Annotated in this window: 7 protein-coding genes, 2 tRNA genes and 4 rRNA genes; 9 read left to right on the top strand and 4 right to left on the bottom strand. The window is 44.4% G+C overall.

All coding sequences use genetic code 11. The features are described 5' to 3' along the window. The first annotated feature begins 670 nt into the window (after positions 1 to 670). From hisA to AB8P72_RS13045, 3 genes are all read left to right on the top strand, one after another. Complete coding sequence (gene hisA / locus AB8P72_RS13055) at positions 671 to 1,411, top strand: 1-(5-phosphoribosyl)-5-[(5-phosphoribosylamino)methylideneamino]imidazole-4-carboxamide isomerase (RefSeq protein WP_068408306.1); 741 nt, start codon at positions 671 to 673, stop codon at positions 1,409 to 1,411. Between the two features lie 202 nt (positions 1,412 to 1,613). Continuing rightward, the gene (locus AB8P72_RS13050) at positions 1,614 to 3,251 is read left to right on the top strand and encodes a mechanosensitive ion channel domain-containing protein (RefSeq protein WP_193030553.1); all 1,638 of its coding nucleotides are present in this window, start codon (positions 1,614 to 1,616) and stop codon (positions 3,249 to 3,251) included. Positions 3,252 to 3,370: 119 nt separating this feature from the next. After that, a complete protein-coding gene (locus AB8P72_RS13045; protein ID WP_193030555.1) occupies positions 3,371 to 3,655 on the top strand; it encodes a hypothetical protein in 285 nt (94 codons plus the stop codon). 154 nt (positions 3,656 to 3,809) lie between these two features. Here the strand turns inward: AB8P72_RS13045 and rnr are convergent, their stop codons facing one another. From rnr to thrS, 4 genes are all read right to left on the bottom strand, one after another. Beyond that, a complete protein-coding gene (rnr, locus tag AB8P72_RS13040) occupies positions 3,810 to 6,119 on the bottom strand; it encodes a ribonuclease R (RefSeq protein ID WP_193030557.1) in 2,310 nt (769 codons plus the stop codon). Positions 6,120 to 6,267: 148 nt separating this feature from the next. Next, positions 6,268 to 7,512, bottom strand: coding sequence for a toxic anion resistance protein (locus AB8P72_RS13035; protein WP_193030559.1), 1,245 nt, complete (start codon positions 7,510 to 7,512; stop codon positions 6,268 to 6,270). Positions 7,513 to 7,993: 481 nt separating this feature from the next. Further along, positions 7,994 to 8,497, bottom strand: a complete 504-nt coding sequence (infC, locus tag AB8P72_RS13030) for a translation initiation factor IF-3 (RefSeq protein ID WP_144297936.1) — start codon at positions 8,495 to 8,497, stop codon at positions 7,994 to 7,996. A gap of 23 nt (positions 8,498 to 8,520) precedes the next feature. Next, positions 8,521 to 10,455: a threonine--tRNA ligase gene (thrS, locus tag AB8P72_RS13025; RefSeq protein ID WP_191692435.1), complete on the bottom strand. Its 1,935-nt coding sequence runs from the start codon at positions 10,453 to 10,455 to the stop codon at positions 8,521 to 8,523. A gap of 1,049 nt (positions 10,456 to 11,504) precedes the next feature. On the opposite strand from thrS, the gene AB8P72_RS13020 reads away from it, so the two are divergent. The 6 genes from AB8P72_RS13020 (at position 11,505) to AB8P72_RS12995 (ending at position 19,210) form a co-directional block, all read left to right on the top strand. Next, positions 11,505 to 13,043 (top strand): 16S ribosomal RNA (locus AB8P72_RS13020). A 76-nt stretch (positions 13,044 to 13,119) separates the two neighbouring features. Then, positions 13,120 to 13,196 (top strand) — tRNA-Ile (locus AB8P72_RS13015). Positions 13,197 to 13,205: 9 nt separating this feature from the next. Continuing rightward, positions 13,206 to 13,281, top strand: a tRNA-Ala gene (locus AB8P72_RS13010). Between the two features lie 355 nt (positions 13,282 to 13,636). Beyond that, positions 13,637 to 16,498: ribosomal RNA gene (locus AB8P72_RS13005) — 23S ribosomal RNA — on the top strand. Positions 16,499 to 16,617: 119 nt separating this feature from the next. After that, positions 16,618 to 16,732, top strand: a 5S ribosomal RNA gene (gene rrf / locus AB8P72_RS13000). Positions 16,733 to 17,671: 939 nt separating this feature from the next. After that, positions 17,672 to 19,210: ribosomal RNA gene (locus AB8P72_RS12995) — 16S ribosomal RNA — on the top strand. Together the 16S, 23S and 5S rRNA genes with 2 tRNA genes alongside form the textbook arrangement of a ribosomal RNA operon. Positions 19,211 to 19,215 lie beyond the last annotated feature (5 nt).

Raw genomic sequence — 19,215 nt, 5'->3', positions numbered from 1 at the left:
AAAATACAGTTTTACCATACGATTTATTAAAATCTTAAAATTTGTCGTATCAGGAATCATAGGGTTATTAAAATTTACGCAGCGCTATTCATACGAGTGAATATAAATGAGGCATCAGTGATTTGTTCATACTTTATGAAAGCTGTCTTTGTGAAAGCTATCTAAGTGCTGGTTAATGACCTATGATTACAGGGTAAACTCAATGTCTTGATAAGCTCAGCATTAATTTAGTGCTAATGGGGTGCTCATATTTACCTTATGCTGATTGCAATCGTCAATAGGTAGCAGACGATTAGGTTTTATCATACAAATACAAATTTACCTAGGATTATACGCTAAACTGACCTAAAATTGCCAGTTGGTAAATGAATTTACCTAATGTTACGAGTGTTTCCTTCGGCTAAAACTTATGGTTATGATTGTGATTACGGTGATGGGTTCTTTACCATTTTTTAACCAAACTTTAACTCGTATTCTCATTTACCACTGCCATTTTTAATATTTAATCAATTTTCCCTAATAGCTGCTTTTAATTTGCTATGCTAAATAAATTTTATGTAGTCGCCCTTTGATGGGCTTGGATACTTTTTTCACTTTTGAATTTTTCTTATTCAAATTGTTATTATTCAACTATTTTTAATCGCTGATATCGTTTTATAAGGAATGCTGTATGTGTGCTGTCCCTGTCATTATCCCCGCTATTGATTTAAAAGATGGTAAATGTGTGCGTTTAAAACAAGGCCGTATGGAAGACGATACGGTATTTTCTGATGATCCAGTCGCTATGGCGGCGCGTTGGGTCAATGAAGGCGCGCGGCGCTTGCATTTAGTCGATTTAAATGGCGCATTTGATGGCATCCCAGTACACAAACAAGTGGTCAACGACATTGCCAAAGCTTTCCCCAAGCTGCCGATTCAATTGGGCGGCGGTGTGCGCAATATGAAAACCATCGAGCAGTATATTAGCGCAGGTTTGACCTACATTATTATTGGTACCAAAGCCGTGGAGGATCCTGACTTTGTGACCGAAGCCTGCCGCGAGTTTGCTGGACACATTATTGTCGGTATCGATGCCAAAGATGGCATGGTTGCCACGCACGGTTGGGCAAACGTGACCGATACCAAAGCTACCGAGCTTGCCAAGCGTTTTGCTGATGTTGGCGTATCGTCAATCGTTTATACCGATATCGCTCGTGATGGCATGATGCAAGGCGTCAATGTCGAGCAAACGGTTAATTTAGCGCGTGAAGGCGGCTTGCCGGTGATTGCGTCAGGCGGCGTCACCGATATGAAAGACATTGAATTGCTAAAACCTTATGGTGACTGTATCGAAGGGATTATCACTGGCCGCGCGATTTACGAAGGCACCTTAGACTTGGGTGAGGCGCAGCTTTATCTAGATGGTAAATAGTTTTTAGTCGCCATGTCCAGAGAGCGTTATTGGAAATGTGATATAAAGCTAGAATAATAAAGGGATACTTATGGCAGCGTATGTTGACCAGCCTCAATTACGTAGGCTACACAGGTTAAGCCAGCGCCAGTCGCGTATAACGATAAACGTCTACGCTCAGCTGTTATTGCTATTAAGTATCTTTTTAAGTGTTCTTTTAAGCATGCCAACTTATGCGGCTACAGACAGCAGCACAAGTGAGAGTATTATACTCAATAATGAGGCTACTGAAGATAGTACAGCTGACAGTGGGACCAGCGCTCAGACGCCTAACGCCCCAGCTATAAACGCCCCACCTGCCAATGAGCCAAATAATAGTCTAAATAGTGCCATCACTATTACCCCTGCTACGCCAAGTACTTCTGACACTGCGCCCGCGCCAGTTGAAAAACCGCCAGTTATCAGCGGTGAAAGTACTAATAATGCCCAAATCGAAACCACGCCAACGCCGTTAAAAGACAATGATATCCAGCAACGTATCAGTGGCATTTTTTCAGAAATTGACGGCTTGCAAGCAGTAAGTGTCAGCGTCAACCAAGGGGTTGTAACCTTAACCGGTGAGACGCCTAACGAGAAAAAAGCCCAGCAAGCGATTAATCTGACCAATCGCTTAACCGACGTGGTGACGGTAGAAGATAGAATCAATCGCACCCTTGATGTGCAGGATAATGTCTCGACTGTTTATCAGAGTCTCAAAGCGCAAACCAAAAACCTAGTCAAAGCGTTGCCGCTACTACTCGTAGGGATTGTTTTATTTGCCTTAGTGACGTGGTTTGGCAGTTGGTTATCCAATCGACAAAAAATGTGGCAACGTCTTACGCCAAATCCCTTTGTCGCAGAGTTACTTGCCCAAACCGTTAAAGTCATCTTTATCATTTTCGGTCTTATCTTAGCGTTAAGTTTGATTGGTGCTGAGACTATCTTGGGCACGCTGCTTGGTGGGGCAGGTGTTATTGGTATCGCCGTTGGTTTTGCCGTCAAAGACACCATTGAGAACTATATTGCCTCGCTCATGCTCAGTATCCGCCAACCGTTTCGCGCCCGCGACCATATTTTGATTAACAATCAAGAAGGCATCGTGGTGCGCCTAACCTCACGCGCCACGATTTTAATGACCTTAGACGGCAATCAGTTACGTATTCCTAACGCTGAAGTCTTTAAAGCAACAATTTTAAATTACACCAAAAACCCCGAGCGCCGTTTTACCTTTGAGCTCGGGGTTGATGCCAACGACGATCCGCTTGCTGCGATCAAGGTAGGTATCGATGCCATCTGTCAGTTGGGATTTGCCTTAGATAAGCCAAAAGTCACGGCGGTTATCAAAGAAGTCGGCGAATCAAACATCGTTTTACAGTTCCAAGTATGGGTCAATCAATTGGAGGCAGATTTCTCCAAAGCCCGCAGTATCGCCATTCGCGAAACCAAGCATGCCTTAGAAGATGAAGGTTTTACTTTACCCGAGCCCATTTATCAGTTGCGCTTTAACCATAAGCTAGAAAAAGCCTTTGAGCATTTCCAAAGCAGTCAAACGAACGATAAATCACCAGCGGAAACGACGGTAACGCCGCACATTTCTGCAACTGATAAAGCGTCTGATGTATCTTCTGCTACTGGTACTAGCATTGAAGATAAAGATAAGAAACAAGCAAAGGCGCGGGCCAAGCATATCTTACAAGGTCGCAATGCCGACGAAGTACTCGATGCGCGTCCTGACCAGAAACTAATGGAAAAAGTTGAGCAAGAAATTGCCGAAAATTCAGATGAAACCGACCTATTAAGTAACAACAGTCCGCAAGAATAGCCCAAAAGAGTGGCGTTGAAGATTATCTATTAAAAAATGATTACTAACTATAAAAGTCGGCATAAAAAATGCAACGAAACGTCTATCTACCTTTTATCGACATAGACGAGATATTTTTTATGCAAATCAAACATCTGATTATTTTTGCTTTGGCTGGTATCGTTATTCTCGCAGGGTTTAATATGATCAGCGGCAGCCAACGTGAAAAAAATAGAGAAGCGTTAGCCGCTAGTAGTGTCGCAGAACAAACTGACATTAACGTAGCTGAGAGTAATACTTCAGATATCGCAAGTCAGCCGTTAGGGCAGCAGCCAAAAGCTATCCTTGATAAAGCAAGCACGCAGATAGAACAAGCGGAGCAGGTCAGTCAACAACGCCGCGAGCAAATCGCTAATACGCAATAGGAGCTTTAAACCTTAGAGTTATTATTGTTTAGAATTTTAAGGCTGAAATAAGTGGCGTCTTAATAACAGCATCTAATTAATCGCCCTTTAATGAATACAAAAAAAAGACTAACGATAATGTTAGTCTTTTTTTAATCTTAACATTTAGGCAACGTTAGCTTTTTTTGCTGGTGCCTTTACCACGGCTGCTGCTTCTTTTAGAAGGGGGTTTATTCGCCGAAGTTTTGTTAGCAGAGCTCTTACCAGCCGAATTGTTCTTTGGCTGATCGCGTTTGGTTTGATTCATTTGGCTTGCTTGTAGCTTAGCTTTAAGATCAAAGTCGATTTGTAGCAGGTCCATATTAACGCCCGCTACTTTTACGCGAACCAAATCGCCAAGCCCAAATACCGTGCCTCTGTCTTTACCGATAAGCTGTTGTTGCTGCTCATCATAGACAAAGAAGTCGTCGCCAACGTTGGAGATGTGCACGAGACCATCGATATATAAGTCGGTCAAAGTCACAAATAAACCGAAGCTCGTCACAGTCGTCACCACGCCATCGAACTCTTCGCCGACATGATCTTTCATATAATGACATTTGAGCCAAGATTCCACATAACGCGATGCTTTTTCGGCGCGGCGCTCGGTATCTGAGGTTTGCGTGCCAGCATCTTCAAGCGAGAAATCCATTACTGGCTGCTGGCTATTAGTCACTTTCGCTTTAATCGCGCGATGCAGCATTAAATCAGGATAGCGGCGAATCGGCGAGGTAAAGTGGCTGTATTCATCATAAGCCAAACCAAAGTGACCGATGTTGTCAGGCGCATAGTTCGCTTGCATCATCGAGCGTAGCAGCATGCTGTGGATGCTAATCGCGTCAGGGCGGTCTTTGGTAGCTTCGATGATACGCTGATAATCTGCTTGCGTTGGGCTTTCCTCAGGGAAGCTTAAGCCAAAGTTTTTGGCATATTCATGAATGCGCATTGACTTTTCGCTATCAGGCTTATCGTGGTTACGATATAAGACAGGCAACTCATGTTTTAGGGCAAAGTTTGCTGCACAGGTATTAGCAAGCAGCATACATTCTTCGATAAGCTTTTGTGCATCGCCGCGCGTACGCGGTAAAATCGCTTCGATGCCACCTTTTTCATTAAACTTAATATACGTTTCGACTGTTTCAAACTCCATGGCATGGCGTTCTTCACGTTTTTTTAGCAGCAGCTCATACAATTGATGTAAGGTATCGACCGATTTTTTAACATCTTTATTAGCCGTTAATGATTCAGGAACGCTTTTATCTTTTGGATTGGCAAGGTAAGCATTCACTTGGTTATAAGTCAGGCGCGCTTGTGAGTGCATAACGCCCGGATAAAATTCGTAGCCTGTGACTTTACCAGCACGCGATATCTTGATATCGGCAACCATACAGAGACGGTCAAGGTTGGGGTTCAAAGAGCATAGGCCGTTAGACAATACTTCTGGCAGCATCGGAATCACGCGATGCGGAAAATACACTGACGTGCCGCGCTCGTAAGCATCTTTATCAAGTGGTGAGTTTGGCGTGACGTAATAGCTTACATCAGCAATCGCTACTAAAACACGATAGTTACCGCCTGAGCGTTTTTCGGCAAACACTGCATCATCAAAGTCGCGCGCGTCTTCACCGTCAATAGTAATAAGAGGTAAATCGCGCAAGTCTGTACGACCTTTCAAGTCTTTTTCGGTCGGCTCTTGATAGCTATTGGCCTGCTGTAATGCCGCTTCGCTAAAGTCTGACGGGATATCATAGTTGAGTAGAGTCGTCTCAATAATCAATTCACGGTCATTATCATCAGATAAGACTTGAGTGATTTTACCAGTGGCAAACTCGTGTTGGTTTGGCCAATCGATAATATCGACTTTGACTGGCGCACCTTGTTTGGCATCTAACGCTTGCACGTTTTCTTCAGTGACGGTAATCGGCTGATGGTTATTTGGGCTACCAAGCTCAACGCAATAACCTTCTTCATCATGCGCCAATGTACCAATAAAATTGTTTTGGCGACGCTCAACGATATCGACAATACGCCCTTCGGTACGACCGCGATTATCCGTAGAGGTGCCAACCGCCTGTACGGTATCGCCATTAAATACCCAGCGCATCTGCTTTTCATGCAAAAACAAATCAGGCATATCGCTCAATATCACAAAGCCAAAGCCTTTAGGGTGAGCTGACACGGTGCCAGTGACGATATCGTGTTCGGTTACAGTACGATAGCGATAAGGACGCCCGTCGCGGTTTACTTGCCCATCGCGCGCCATTGCCTTTAGACGATTGCCTAAAGCATCAAATTGGTCAGGGTCATCAATATTAAAGGCTTTTGCCAATTGTTGATGCGTGACTTCACCGTATTCATTAATCGTACTGAGTATCAGTTCGCGACTAGGAATAGGGTTAACGTATTTTTGTGCCTCACTCGAGGCGTTTGGATCATTCCAACTCATAAATTACCGTATCTATTTTTTAAAATTATTAATAAGTGCTATCTTAACACGAACAACGCCGTAATATCTTAGGTCAATTGTCTTATGTGTATCAGATAGCAAGTAGCTGCTAGCTTGTATCGCTAACAGCCTTCGACATGCGAGCCAATCAAATATCAATATCGACCGTATTTGATTGATTGGTTATCTTTTTAGTATTTAATTCTTTCGATACTTCAAGGACAGTCGTTTGATTCGACTTATCGAGATATTTCTGCGCTTTATCAACTTCGGCTGTCAGAGTATTGACCGTTTGCTTCATATTTTCTAACGCCTCGATTTTATAATTGCTAATCATATCCATCGTTTCATAGACGTTATTGAAGGCGTTTTGGAGTTTATCAAGCTCAATCGTGCTACTGGTTGCCTGCTCATGAATCTCAAGCGATTGACGTTTGAGCATCGCAGAGGTTGATTCAATCAAGCTGCTGGTCGTTTTATTTAGCGCGGTGATTTGATCGAGTACCAGTTTTTGATTGGTCATTGCTTGAGCAACCACCACTGCCGTACGTAGCGCCGAGATCGTCGTCGTCGTCGCGCGATCCACACCTTTAATCAGCTCTAGGTTGTTTTTACGAATGGTATCAAGGGCCAAGTAACCTTGTACGTTTACCGCCAATTGCGTTAAAAAGTCGGTATTTTTTTGCCGTACATAAAACAGCATTTCTTCTTTAATAATACGCGCTTTTTCGGGGTCAGTGGCTTCAACGGCATAAACCTTTTGCTCAAGCTGTTCATCGATTTTTTTGCCAACATAAATGTATTGGCGAATCGATTGCATCAGCTCCCACATATTGACTTTTTCCTGCTCAATCATGGCATTGTCTTTGAGCAGTTCGTCTTTGCCATTATAAAGGCTGGACACCACGGCGTTGATATGCGATTGCGCTGACTCATATTGACGGAAATAATCTTGCACTTTATTACCAAATGGAATCAGACCAAAGAGCTTGCGTGAGCTGGTCAGCTCTTTTTTGCTCGGATCCAAATCTTCAACAATACCGCGCAGCTCAGTCAATGATTTGGCGATAGGTGAGTTATCAAACAAGCTATCATTGAGACTTTTTGCTGGTAAATCGAGCATACGGTTTGACACTTGTGCCGATTCGCGAATTTCTTTATTGCCCAAATTATGGATAGATTGCACGTTTTGCTGAAACTCAGCGCTGTGTACTGAGTTGTTAATCACGTGATCGACAAAGGCATCGACTTTAGCATCAAGTTCAGGAATCTGGCTTTCGTCCAGTTTCACCATTTGATCCGCTTCGCTTTTTTGTATTTCTTTCACCGGCTCAGGAGCGGTTAAAGTGATGCTTGGCGTTGAGGCGTTTTCGGGCGGGGTCAATTCTTGCATAAAATTTCCTATAATATCTAAAAATGGGATTCTTTACCGACGACGTTATTTATCAATGACACTATTTATTGACTATTAATTGTCATTAACTATTAATTGTTAATGAATAACAGTTTTTGCTAAGCGCTTTTATAGTCGTGGTTTCAATTGTTTTTATTACCCAATGATTTTTATTCGAATGAGATATGTGTGATGAGATAATCTTTAGATTAACTGGTAATGAAAAGGTTGAGAAGATGGGTTTTGTAAACTGAGGTTTATAAAGCGTTTATAGAGGAATTTGGCTTATCGTACTTAGCTTTTTTATATTTAATGGGCGTATTCAGTAATAAATATGAAAAAACCATCAATATCCCGGAGTATATTGATGGTTAAGAGTATAACTATCTATAATAACGAGCTGTCTGTGTTAGTTAATTGATTATATTAACTAACCATCACATCGATTTACAGCCACTACTCGCTATAATCCACAGGTGGATTATTTTTTCTTAGTAGGTCCAAGTAGCATACCCATTTGACGGCCTTCCATCTTAGGATACTGTTCGACGTTTGAGATATCAGCGGTATCTTCAATGATACGATCAAGTTGTTTACGTCCAATCTCTTGGTGCGCCATTTCGCGGCCACGGAAACGGATACTGATTTTAACTTTATCTTGGTTTTCCAAGAAGCTGACGATTTTTTTCAGCTTAACTTGATAATCCGCCTCTTCAGTACTAGGACGTAGCTTCATCTCTTTTAGCTGGGTCTGTTTTTGGTTCTTCTTCGCTTCTTTCGCTTTCTGCTTTTGATCATAGAGGAAATGTTTATAATCCATGATTTTGCATACTGGCGGCTTGGCTTCAGGAACCAATTCGACCAAATCTAGATTTTCATCACGCGCCGCTTTCATCGCGGTTTCGATATCGACCACGCCCATTTGCTCGCCATCTTCTTTAACCAAACGGACTTCTTTAGCATTGATATCTTCGTTGATGTTCAAACGGTTTGACTGTTTAATAGGTATTACTCCTCATCTGTTTTTGGGGTCTGTCGGCCTTTTTTGCTGACAGCAGTCTGTACTAAGCTAATAAATTCTGCAACACTCATGACGCCGAGGTTTTCACCTTCACGAGTTCGGACGTTGACACTGCCCGTTTCAACCTCTTTATCCCCTAATACTAGCATATAGGGAACGCGTTCTAATGTTTTCTCTCGTATCTTAAATCCAATCTTTTCGTTACGCAAGTCACTCGTCGCTCGCAAACCTGCATTTTTCAGCTCACGGACCACATTTTCACAAGCATCGGCTTGTTTATCAGTAATATTCATCACCGCCACCTGTTGCGGCGCAAGCCATACAGGCATCCAACCGGCGTAGTTTTCGATCAAGATACCGATAAAACGCTCAAACGAGCCTAAGATTGCACGGTGCAGCATAATTGGGGTTTCGCGCTCGTTTTGCTCATTGACGAATTCGGCATCAAGGCGCTCAGGCATATTTGGATCAACCTGTATCGTACCGCACTGCCAGACACGACCCAATGAATCCTTTAGACTAAACTCAATCTTCGGACCATAAAATGCGCCTTCACCCGGTAGATATTCCCAATCAAGACCTGAGCTATCTAGGGCATCTGCCAAGGCTTTTTCGGCAAAATCCCAAGATTCATCGCTACCAACGCGTTTTTCAGGACGGGTTGAGAGCTTCATAATGATATTATCAAAACCAAAGTCTTCATACACCGCAAGGGTCAGTTTAATAAAATCCGCAACTTCTTGCTGAATTTGTGCTTGCGTACAGAAAATATGCGCATCATCTTGAGTGAAACCACGTACACGCATCAAACCATGTAATGAGCCAGAGGGTTCGTTACGATGGCACGAGCCAAACTCCGCCATACGTAGCGGCAGTTCACGGTAAGACTTTAAGCCTTGGTTAAATACTTGTACGTGACATGGGCAGTTCATTGGTTTTACTGCATAATCACGGTTTTCGCTCGAAGTGGTAAACATATTGGTGGCATAGTTACCCCAATGGCCTGAACGTTCCCACAAGCTGCGATCGACGATTTGCGGCGTTTTGATTTCCTCATAACCATGGTCATGCTGCACTTTACGCATATATTGCTCAAGTACCTGATAAATAGTCCAACCATTGGCATGCCAAAACACCATACCCGGCGCTTGCTCTTGCATATGAAATAAATTTAACGCTTTACCAATCTTACGGTGATCACGTTTTTCCGCTTCTTCGATACGTTGGATATATGCTTTTAAATCTTTTTTATCTGCCCACGCCGTACCATAAATACGTTGCAGCTGCTCGTTTTTGGCATCACCGCGCCAATAAGCGCCTGACATTTTGGTCAGTTTAAACACTTTTAAGAAGCGCGTATTTGGCACGTGTGGACCACGGCACATATCGACATATTCTTGATGATGATACAGACCAAAGGCTTCTTCGCCAGGCATGTCATTGATCAATTTCAGCTTATAATCTTCGCCGCGCTCTTCAAAAATCTTGATGACTTCATCGCGAGGGGTCATTTTTTTGATGACATCATAATCTTGCTTAATCAGCTCCATCATGCGTTTTTCAATTTTTTCCATGTGCTCAGGGGTAAATGGCGTCTCACTATAGATGTCATAATAAAAGCCATCTTCGATAACAGGACCGATGACCATTTTTACGTCAGGATAAAGCTGTTTTACCGCATGACCTAACAAGTGGGCACATGAGTGGCGAATGATATCGACGCCATCAGCGTCTTTTGGCGTCACGATTTCAACTTTTGCATCGGCAACGATAGGGTCGTGTGCATCTACTAAGTGACCATCAACGCGTCCCGCGACCGTCGCCTTCGCCAAGCCCGCTCCAATACTTTGCGCCACTTCCATGACCGTTGTATTGCCTTCAAAGTTTTTTACGCTACCATCGGGTAAAGTAATCGCTACCATAATCTATTCACCTTTTTGGGTCCGTTGGCAGTGATGATTGCAACCATCAATCATATAACCGTAAGACCACGTCAATTATATCTAACCGCTATAATATGTTGAAGAAATGGGCATTAACCACAAACACTGCGCTAAAATTTATCTTATATATTATGCTAATTAAGTAGCTATCTAATAACTGATCATCAAATCGCTATAATATAGAATAAGTTGCTTGTTAATAAGAGTAAGTAGAAGTGCCATGCAGTAATGTCATAAAAGCCGCTATTATAGCAAACGCTGTCTATTAACACTAGACAGCCGCGACGAAGTCAGCTTCCCTATATAGGTACGCTTAATGTCAATATCAATAGTGACGAATATATCTATAGATACATCTGCTATAACAAAAAAATCTAGGGTTTATAAATGTCCAATTGAGCTTACTAATAAGCTTCGTAGCAAATAATAATTAAACATTAAGGCATGTCTAGAGAATAATCCTCTTTGGTTTAATATCTGATTTTTACTAAGCTATTGAAAAATATGGTTTGTTTACCGTCTTCTAAAATAAATTAAGAAATCTATCGAAAATCGGTTGACACCCAGTTCAAACCGTCTATAATACGCACCTCATTAGGGAGAACCGGAACAACTTATATGTCAATTACATATAACAAACCTGGCTAACCCATTGAAACAAATTATAAAAAAGCTTGACAAACCAAATCATTATGATATGATAGTCGGCTCGCTAGATAGGATAAGTTCTTAGCTTAAACTGACTAGCAAAGAGAAAAACCCTATATATCAGTTACTGGACGACAGTAACTTGACACTATTTAAAAGCATAACTAAAGAACAACTTGTGTGGATTTTTGCTGATTCAGAATGCTAAAAAATAAAGTTGACTATCTTTTCTTTTCGGAAAGATTATTAACTATAAAAATTATCATTTAAGACAGCAAGAAAACTCAAAGTTAATTCATTATATGAAACATACGAGAGCGTAATTGCCAGATTAAATGAGCCAAGTTTCGGAGTCTCTTTAAAGGACTTCATGCAAGATTAAACTGAAGAGTTTGATCATGGCTCAGATTGAACGCTGGCGGCAGGCTTAACACATGCAAGTCGAGCGGTAACAGGAGAAGCTTGCTTCTCGCTGACGAGCGGCGGACGGGTGAGTAATACTTAGGAATCTACCTAGTAGTGGGGGATAGCTCGGGGAAACTCGAATTAATACCGCATACGACCTACGGGAGAAAGGGGGCAACTTGTTGCTCTCGCTATTAGATGAGCCTAAGTCGGATTAGCTAGATGGTGGGGTAAAGGCCTACCATGGCGACGATCTGTAGCTGGTCTGAGAGGATGATCAGCCACACCGGGACTGAGACACGGCCCGGACTCCTACGGGAGGCAGCAGTGGGGAATATTGGACAATGGGGGCAACCCTGATCCAGCCATGCCGCGTGTGTGAAGAAGGCCTTTTGGTTGTAAAGCACTTTAAGCAGTGAAGAAGACTCCATGGTTAATACCCATGGACGATGACATTAGCTGCAGAATAAGCACCGGCTAACTCTGTGCCAGCAGCCGCGGTAATACAGAGGGTGCAAGCGTTAATCGGAATTACTGGGCGTAAAGCGAGCGTAGGTGGCTTGATAAGTCAGATGTGAAAGCCCCGGGCTTAACCTGGGAACGGCATCTGATACTGTTAGGCTAGAGTAGGTGAGAGGAAGGTAGAATTCCAGGTGTAGCGGTGAAATGCGTAGAGATCTGGAGGAATACCGATGGCGAAGGCAGCCTTCTGGCATCATACTGACACTGAGGTTCGAAAGCGTGGGTAGCAAACAGGATTAGATACCCTGGTAGTCCACGCCGTAAACGATGTCTACTAGTCGTTGGGTCCCTTGAGGACTTAGTGACGCAGCTAACGCAATAAGTAGACCGCCTGGGGAGTACGGCCGCAAGGTTAAAACTCAAATGAATTGACGGGGGCCCGCACAAGCGGTGGAGCATGTGGTTTAATTCGATGCAACGCGAAGAACCTTACCTGGTCTTGACATATCTAGAATCCTGCAGAGATGCGGGAGTGCCTTCGGGAATTAGAATACAGGTGCTGCATGGCTGTCGTCAGCTCGTGTCGTGAGATGTTGGGTTAAGTCCCGCAACGAGCGCAACCCTTGTCCTTAGTTACCAGCGGTTTGGCCGGGAACTCTAAGGATACTGCCAGTGACAAACTGGAGGAAGGCGGGGACGACGTCAAGTCATCATGGCCCTTACGACCAGGGCTACACACGTGCTACAATGGTAGGTACAGAGGGCAGCTACACAGCGATGTGATGCGAATCTCAAAAAGCCTATCGTAGTCCAGATTGGAGTCTGCAACTCGACTCCATGAAGTAGGAATCGCTAGTAATCGCGGATCAGAATGCCGCGGTGAATACGTTCCCGGGCCTTGTACACACCGCCCGTCACACCATGGGAGTTGATTGCACCAGAAGTGGGTAGCCTAACCTTTTAGGATGGCGCTCACCACGGTGTGGTTGATGACTGGGGTGAAGTCGTAACAAGGTAGCCGTAGGGGAACCTGCGGCTGGATCACCTCCTTATAGACAGCATTCGGTCAGCAAGAATTCACAACAAGTTGTTCTTTAGTTTAAGCTTACGTTTATACAAGCGTAATTTGGGTCTGTAGCTCAGCTGGTTAGAGCACCGTGTTGATAACGCGGGGGTCAGTGGTTCAAGTCCACTTAGACCCACCATTTATATATGGGGCCATAGCTCAGTTGGTAGAGCGCCTGCCTTGCACGCAGGAGGTCAACGGTTCGACTCCGTTTGGCTCCACCACTATAAACGCAGTAAGCTTTGAATGCTAATAAATAAAATAGGTATCAAACAGAAACAAGTGATTCCAATATAGCAATATATTATCTGATTACTTCTTTCTGTTTTATACGGAAACTTACTACTCGACGAGAGAGTAAGAACTATTTAAAAACATAGATATGAGTCTGGGTTAGAGTGGCGTGTTCACGCGACACTCTAACCTTAAGAAATCCTCTTTTAACGACATTGTTTGTTATCCCAAAGAGGATTTCTTAAAAAAATAAAGAGAACTGAATCAAGCGTAAACATAGGTGATATCGTTATCATAATTAGATTGTATGACACTTTGAAGTCGAAAGACTACTTGGGGTTGTATGGTCAAGTAATGAAGCGCACATGGTGGATGCCTTGGCAGTCAGAGGCGATGAAAGACGTGACAGCCTGCGATAAGCTTCGGGGAGGCGGCAATATCCTGTGATCCGGAGATTTCTGAATGGGGAAACCCAGCTAGCATAAGCTAGCTATCTTATATTTATATAAGAGGCGAACGAGGGGAAGTGAAACATCTCAGTACCCTTAGGAATAGACATCAATTGAGATTCCCCTAGTAGCGGCGAGCGAACGGGGAGAAGCCGATTAATGCTAATGTAGAAGAACAGCGTGGGAAAGCTGACCGTAGTAGGTGATAGTCCTGTATTCGAAACATTAGCGTTAACATATTAAGTAGAGCGGGGCACGAGAAATCCTGTTTGAAGATGGGGGGACCATCCTCCAAGGCTAAATACTCCTGACTGACCGATAGTGAACCAGTACCGTGAGGGAAAGGCGAAAAGAACCCCTGTGAGGGGAGTGAAATAGAACCTGAAACCGTGTGCGTACAAGCAGTGGGAGCCTTAATTTATTAGGGTGACCGCGTACCTTTTGTATAATGGGTCAGCGACTTATATTCTGTAGCAAGGTTAACCGTTTAGGGGAGCCGTAGGGAAACCGAGTCTTAATAGGGCGATTAGTTGCAGGGTATAGACCCGAAACCGAGTGATCTATCCATGAGCAGGTTGAAAGTGCCGTAACAGGCACCGGAGGACCGAACCCACTGTCGTTGAAAAGCCAGGGGATGACTTGTGGATAGGGGTGAAAGGCTAATCAAACTCGGTGATAGCTGGTTCTCCCCGAAAGCTATTTAGGTAGCGCCTCGGACGAACACCATTGGGGGTAGAGCACTGTTTCGGCTAGGGGGTCATACCGACTTACCAAACCGATGCAAACTCCGAATACCGATGAGTGATATCCGGGAGACACACAGTGGGTGCTAACGTCCATTGTGGAGAGGGAAACAACCCAGACCGCCAGCTAAGGCCCCAAATTCCTAGTTAAGTGGGAAACGAGGTGGGAAGGCATAGACAGCTAGGAGGTTGGCTTAGAAGCAGCCATCCTTTAAAGAAAGCGTAATAGCTCACTAGTCGAGTCGGCCCGCGCGGAAGATGTAACGGGGCTCAAACTAGGAGCCGAAGCTGCGGATTTGAATTTGTTTTCAAGTGGTAGGGGAGCGTTGTGTAAGCCTGTGAAGGTGTGTTGTAAAGCATGCTGGAGGTATCACAAGAGCGAATGCTGACGTGAGTAACGATAATGCGAGTGAAAAGCTCGCACGCCGGAAGATCAAGGGTTCCAGTCCAACGTTAATCGGGGCTGGGTGAGTCGACCCCTAAGGCGAGGCCGAAAGGCGTAGTCGATGGGAAATCGGTTAATATTCCGATACTTGTTTATAATGCGATGGAGGGACGGAGTAGGTTATGTCAGCCTGGCGTTGGTTGTCCAGGTGAAAGGATGTAGGCTTACAGTTTAGGCAAATCCGGACTGTAATACGGCTGAGATCTGATAGCAAGCGGTACTTGTACCGTGAAGTGGCAAATACCATGCTTCCAGGAAAAGCTTCTAAGCAATAGTTATAAACGAATCGTACCCTAAACCGACACAGGTGATCAGGTAGAGAATACCAAGGCGCTTGAGAGAACTCTGCTGAAGGAACTAGGCAAAATGGTACCGTAACTTCGGGAGAAGGTACGCTGCCGATGGTGATAGGACTTGCTCCTTGAGCTGTTGGCAGTCGCAGATACCAGGCTGCTGCAACTGTTTATTAAAAACACAGCACTCTGCAAACACGAAAGTGGACGTATAGGGTGTGATGTCTGCCCGGTGCTGGAAGGTTAATTGATGGGGTTAGCGTAAGCGAAGCTCTTGATCGAAGCCCCAGTAAACGGCGGCCGTAACTATAACGGTCCTAAGGTAGCGAAATTCCTTGTCGGGTAAGTTCCGACCTGCACGAATGACATAATGATGGCAGCGCTGTCTCCAGCAGAGACTCAGTGAAATCGAAATCGCAGTGAAGATGCTGTGTACCCGCGGCTAGACGGAAAGACCCCGTGAACCTTTACTACAGCTTTACATTGAACTTTGACCTGACTTGTGCAGGATAGGTGGGAGGCTTTGAAGCCGAGACGCTAGTCTTGGTGGAGCCATCCTTGAAATACCACCCTGGTCATGTCGGGGTTCTAACTCAGGTATAACAATACCGAGGACAATGTATGGTGGGTAGTTTGACTGGGGCGGTCTCCTCCTAAAGAGTAACGGAGGAGTACGAAGGTGCGCTCAGAACGGTCGGAAATCGTTCATAGAGTATAAAGGCAAAAGCGCGCTTAACTGCGAGACCCACAAGTCGAGCAGGTACGAAAGTAGGTCTTAGTGATCCGGTGGTTCTGTATGGAAGGGCCATCGCTCAACGGATAAAAGGTACTCTGGGGATAACAGGCTGATACCGCCCAAGAGTTCATATCGACGGCGGTGTTTGGCACCTCGATGTCGGCTCATCTCATCCTAGGGCTGAAGCAGGTCCTAAGGGTATGGCTGTTCGCCATTTAAAGAGGTACGCGAGCTGGGTTTAGAACGTCGTGAGACAGTTCGGTCCCTATCTACCGTGGGCGTTGGAAATTTGAGAGGATCTGCTCCTAGTACGAGAGGACCAGAGTGGACGAACCACTGGTGTTCGGGTTGTCATGCCAATGGCATTGCCCGGTAGCTACGTTCGGATGGGATAACCGCTGAAAGCATCTAAGCGGGAAGCCCACCTCAAGATTAGATTTCCCTAAAGAGCCGTTCAAGACTAGGACGTTGATAGGCAGGGTGTGGAAGCACAGCGATGTGTGTAGCTAACCTGTACTAATTGCTCGTTTGGCTTGACCATACAACACCCAAGTGGTTTGTATCAAGTCTAATTATTTCGATATCACCTTAATCCTTGATTCAGTTGGATTAAGATGACACTAGTCATTTAAACACACAGACTCATATCTAACCCCCTTTGCTGACGACAATAGCATGATGGTACCACCTGATCCCTTCCCGAACTCAGAAGTGAAACATCATCGCGCCAATGGTAGTGTGGCTCCGGCCATGTGAGAGTAGGTCATCGTCAGCTCTCTATTCCGATTACCCCCTTACGTGAATGCGTAAGGGGGTTTTCTTTGTCTGCGGGGTTTATATAAAAAAATATCGCTTGCCTACTCTAATCAATGCTTACTTTTCCTCAATAGACGTTTTTTCCTTAATAATGGAAATCCTGTTAACTATTCTCATTTATGTTATCTGCTTGATAATTCTATATCCTAATAAAACGATATCCTTATGAGATTTTGCTATAGTAATAGTGCTTTCTTCAACTTATTTAAAATAATGATGTATTTCAATAAGTTGTAATATATATAAAATAAAAATGGATATTAGCTTGACCCCCTACTAAAAGCGCGTATAATGCCACCCAGTCGAAAGGGAAGGGCGTTTACAAAGAGCTTTGGCACTGAATAAACACCTATGAGCGAGAAAGAACACATCAAACCACTTTTACGTAGACTGATAGAAACTTTCAAACTAAATAAAAATAACTTCTTGACTAATTAAAATAAGCGTCTATAATACGCACCTCATTAGGGAGAACCGGAACAACTTATATGTCAATTACATATAACAAACCTGGCTAACCCATTGAAACAAATTATAAAAAAGCTTGACAAACCAAATCATTATGATATGATAGTCGGCTCGCTAGATAGGATAAGTTCTTAACTTAAACGAACTAGCAAAGAGAAATACCCTATATATCAGTTACTGGACGACAGTAACTTGACACTATTTAAAAGCATAACTAAAGAACAACTTGTGTGGATTTTTGCTGATTCAGAATGCTAAAAAATAAAGTTGGTTTTACTCTCTTTTCGGGAGTCATTCTAACTATAAAAATTATCATTTAAGACAGCAAGAAAACTCAAAGTTAATTCATTATATGAAACATACGAGAGCGTAATTGCCAGATTAAATGAGCCAAGTTTCGAAGTCTCTTTAAAGGACTTCATGCAAGATTAAACTGAAGAGTTTGATCATGGCTCAGATTGAACGCTGGCGGCAGGCTTAACACATGCAAGTCGAGCGGTAACAGGAGAAGCTTGCTTCTCGCTGACGAGCGGCGGACGGGTGAGTAATACTTAGGAATCTACCTAGTAGTGGGGGATAGCTCGGGGAAACTCGAATTAATACCGCATACGACCTACGGGAGAAAGGGGGCAACTTGTTGCTCTCGCTATTAGATGAGCCTAAGTCGGATTAGCTAGATGGTGGGGTAAAGGCCTACCATGGCGACGATCTGTAGCTGGTCTGAGAGGATGATCAGCCACACCGGGACTGAGACACGGCCCGGACTCCTACGGGAGGCAGCAGTGGGGAATATTGGACAATGGGGGCAACCCTGATCCAGCCATGCCGCGTGTGTGAAGAAGGCCTTTTGGTTGTAAAGCACTTTAAGCAGTGAAGAAGACTCTATGGTTAATACCCATAGACGATGACATTAGCTGCAGAATAAGCACCGGCTAACTCTGTGCCAGCAGCCGCGGTAATACAGAGGGTGCAAGCGTTAATCGGAATTACTGGGCGTAAAGCGAGCGTAGGTGGCTTGATAAGTCAGATGTGAAAGCCCCGGGCTTAACCTGGGAACGGCATCTGATACTGTTAGGCTAGAGTAGGTGAGAGGAAGGTAGAATTCCAGGTGTAGCGGTGAAATGCGTAGAGATCTGGAGGAATACCGATGGCGAAGGCAGCCTTCTGGCATCATACTGACACTGAGGTTCGAAAGCGTGGGTAGCAAACAGGATTAGATACCCTGGTAGTCCACGCCGTAAACGATGTCTACTAGTCGTTGGGTCCCTTGAGGACTTAGTGACGCAGCTAACGCAATAAGTAGACCGCCTGGGGAGTACGGCCGCAAGGTTAAAACTCAAATGAATTGACGGGGGCCCGCACAAGCGGTGGAGCATGTGGTTTAATTCGATGCAACGCGAAGAACCTTACCTGGTCTTGACATATCTAGAATCCTGCAGAGATGCGGGAGTGCCTTCGGGAATTAGAATACAGGTGCTGCATGGCTGTCGTCAGCTCGTGTCGTGAGATGTTGGGTTAAGTCCCGCAACGAGCGCAACCCTTGTCCTTAGTTACCAGCGGTTTGGCCGGGAACTCTAAGGATACTGCCAGTGACAAACTGGAGGAAGGCGGGGACGACGTCAAGTCATCATGGCCCTTACGACCAGGGCTACACACGTGCTACAATGGTAGGTACAGAGGGCAGCTACACAGCGATGTGATGCGAATCTCAAAAAGCCTATCGTAGTCCAGATTGGAGTCTGCAACTCGACTCCATGAAGTAGGAATCGCTAGTAATCGCGGATCAGAATGCCGCGGTGAATACGTTCCCGGGCCTTGTACACACCGCCCGTCACACCATGGGAGTTGATTGCACCAGAAGTGGGTAGCCTAACCTTTTAGGATGGCGCTCACCACGGTGTGGTTGATGACTGGGGTGAAGTCGTAACAAGGTAGCCGTAGGGGAACCTGCGGCTGGATCACCTCCTTATAGAC

It is taken from the genome of Psychrobacter sp. CLB018 (assembly GCF_041222815.1).
GTDB classification, from domain to species: domain Bacteria; phylum Pseudomonadota; class Gammaproteobacteria; order Pseudomonadales; family Moraxellaceae; genus Psychrobacter; species Psychrobacter faecalis.
Note: the sequence above shows the minus strand (reverse complement) of the source record. Positions and strands in the feature narration are given on the sequence as shown.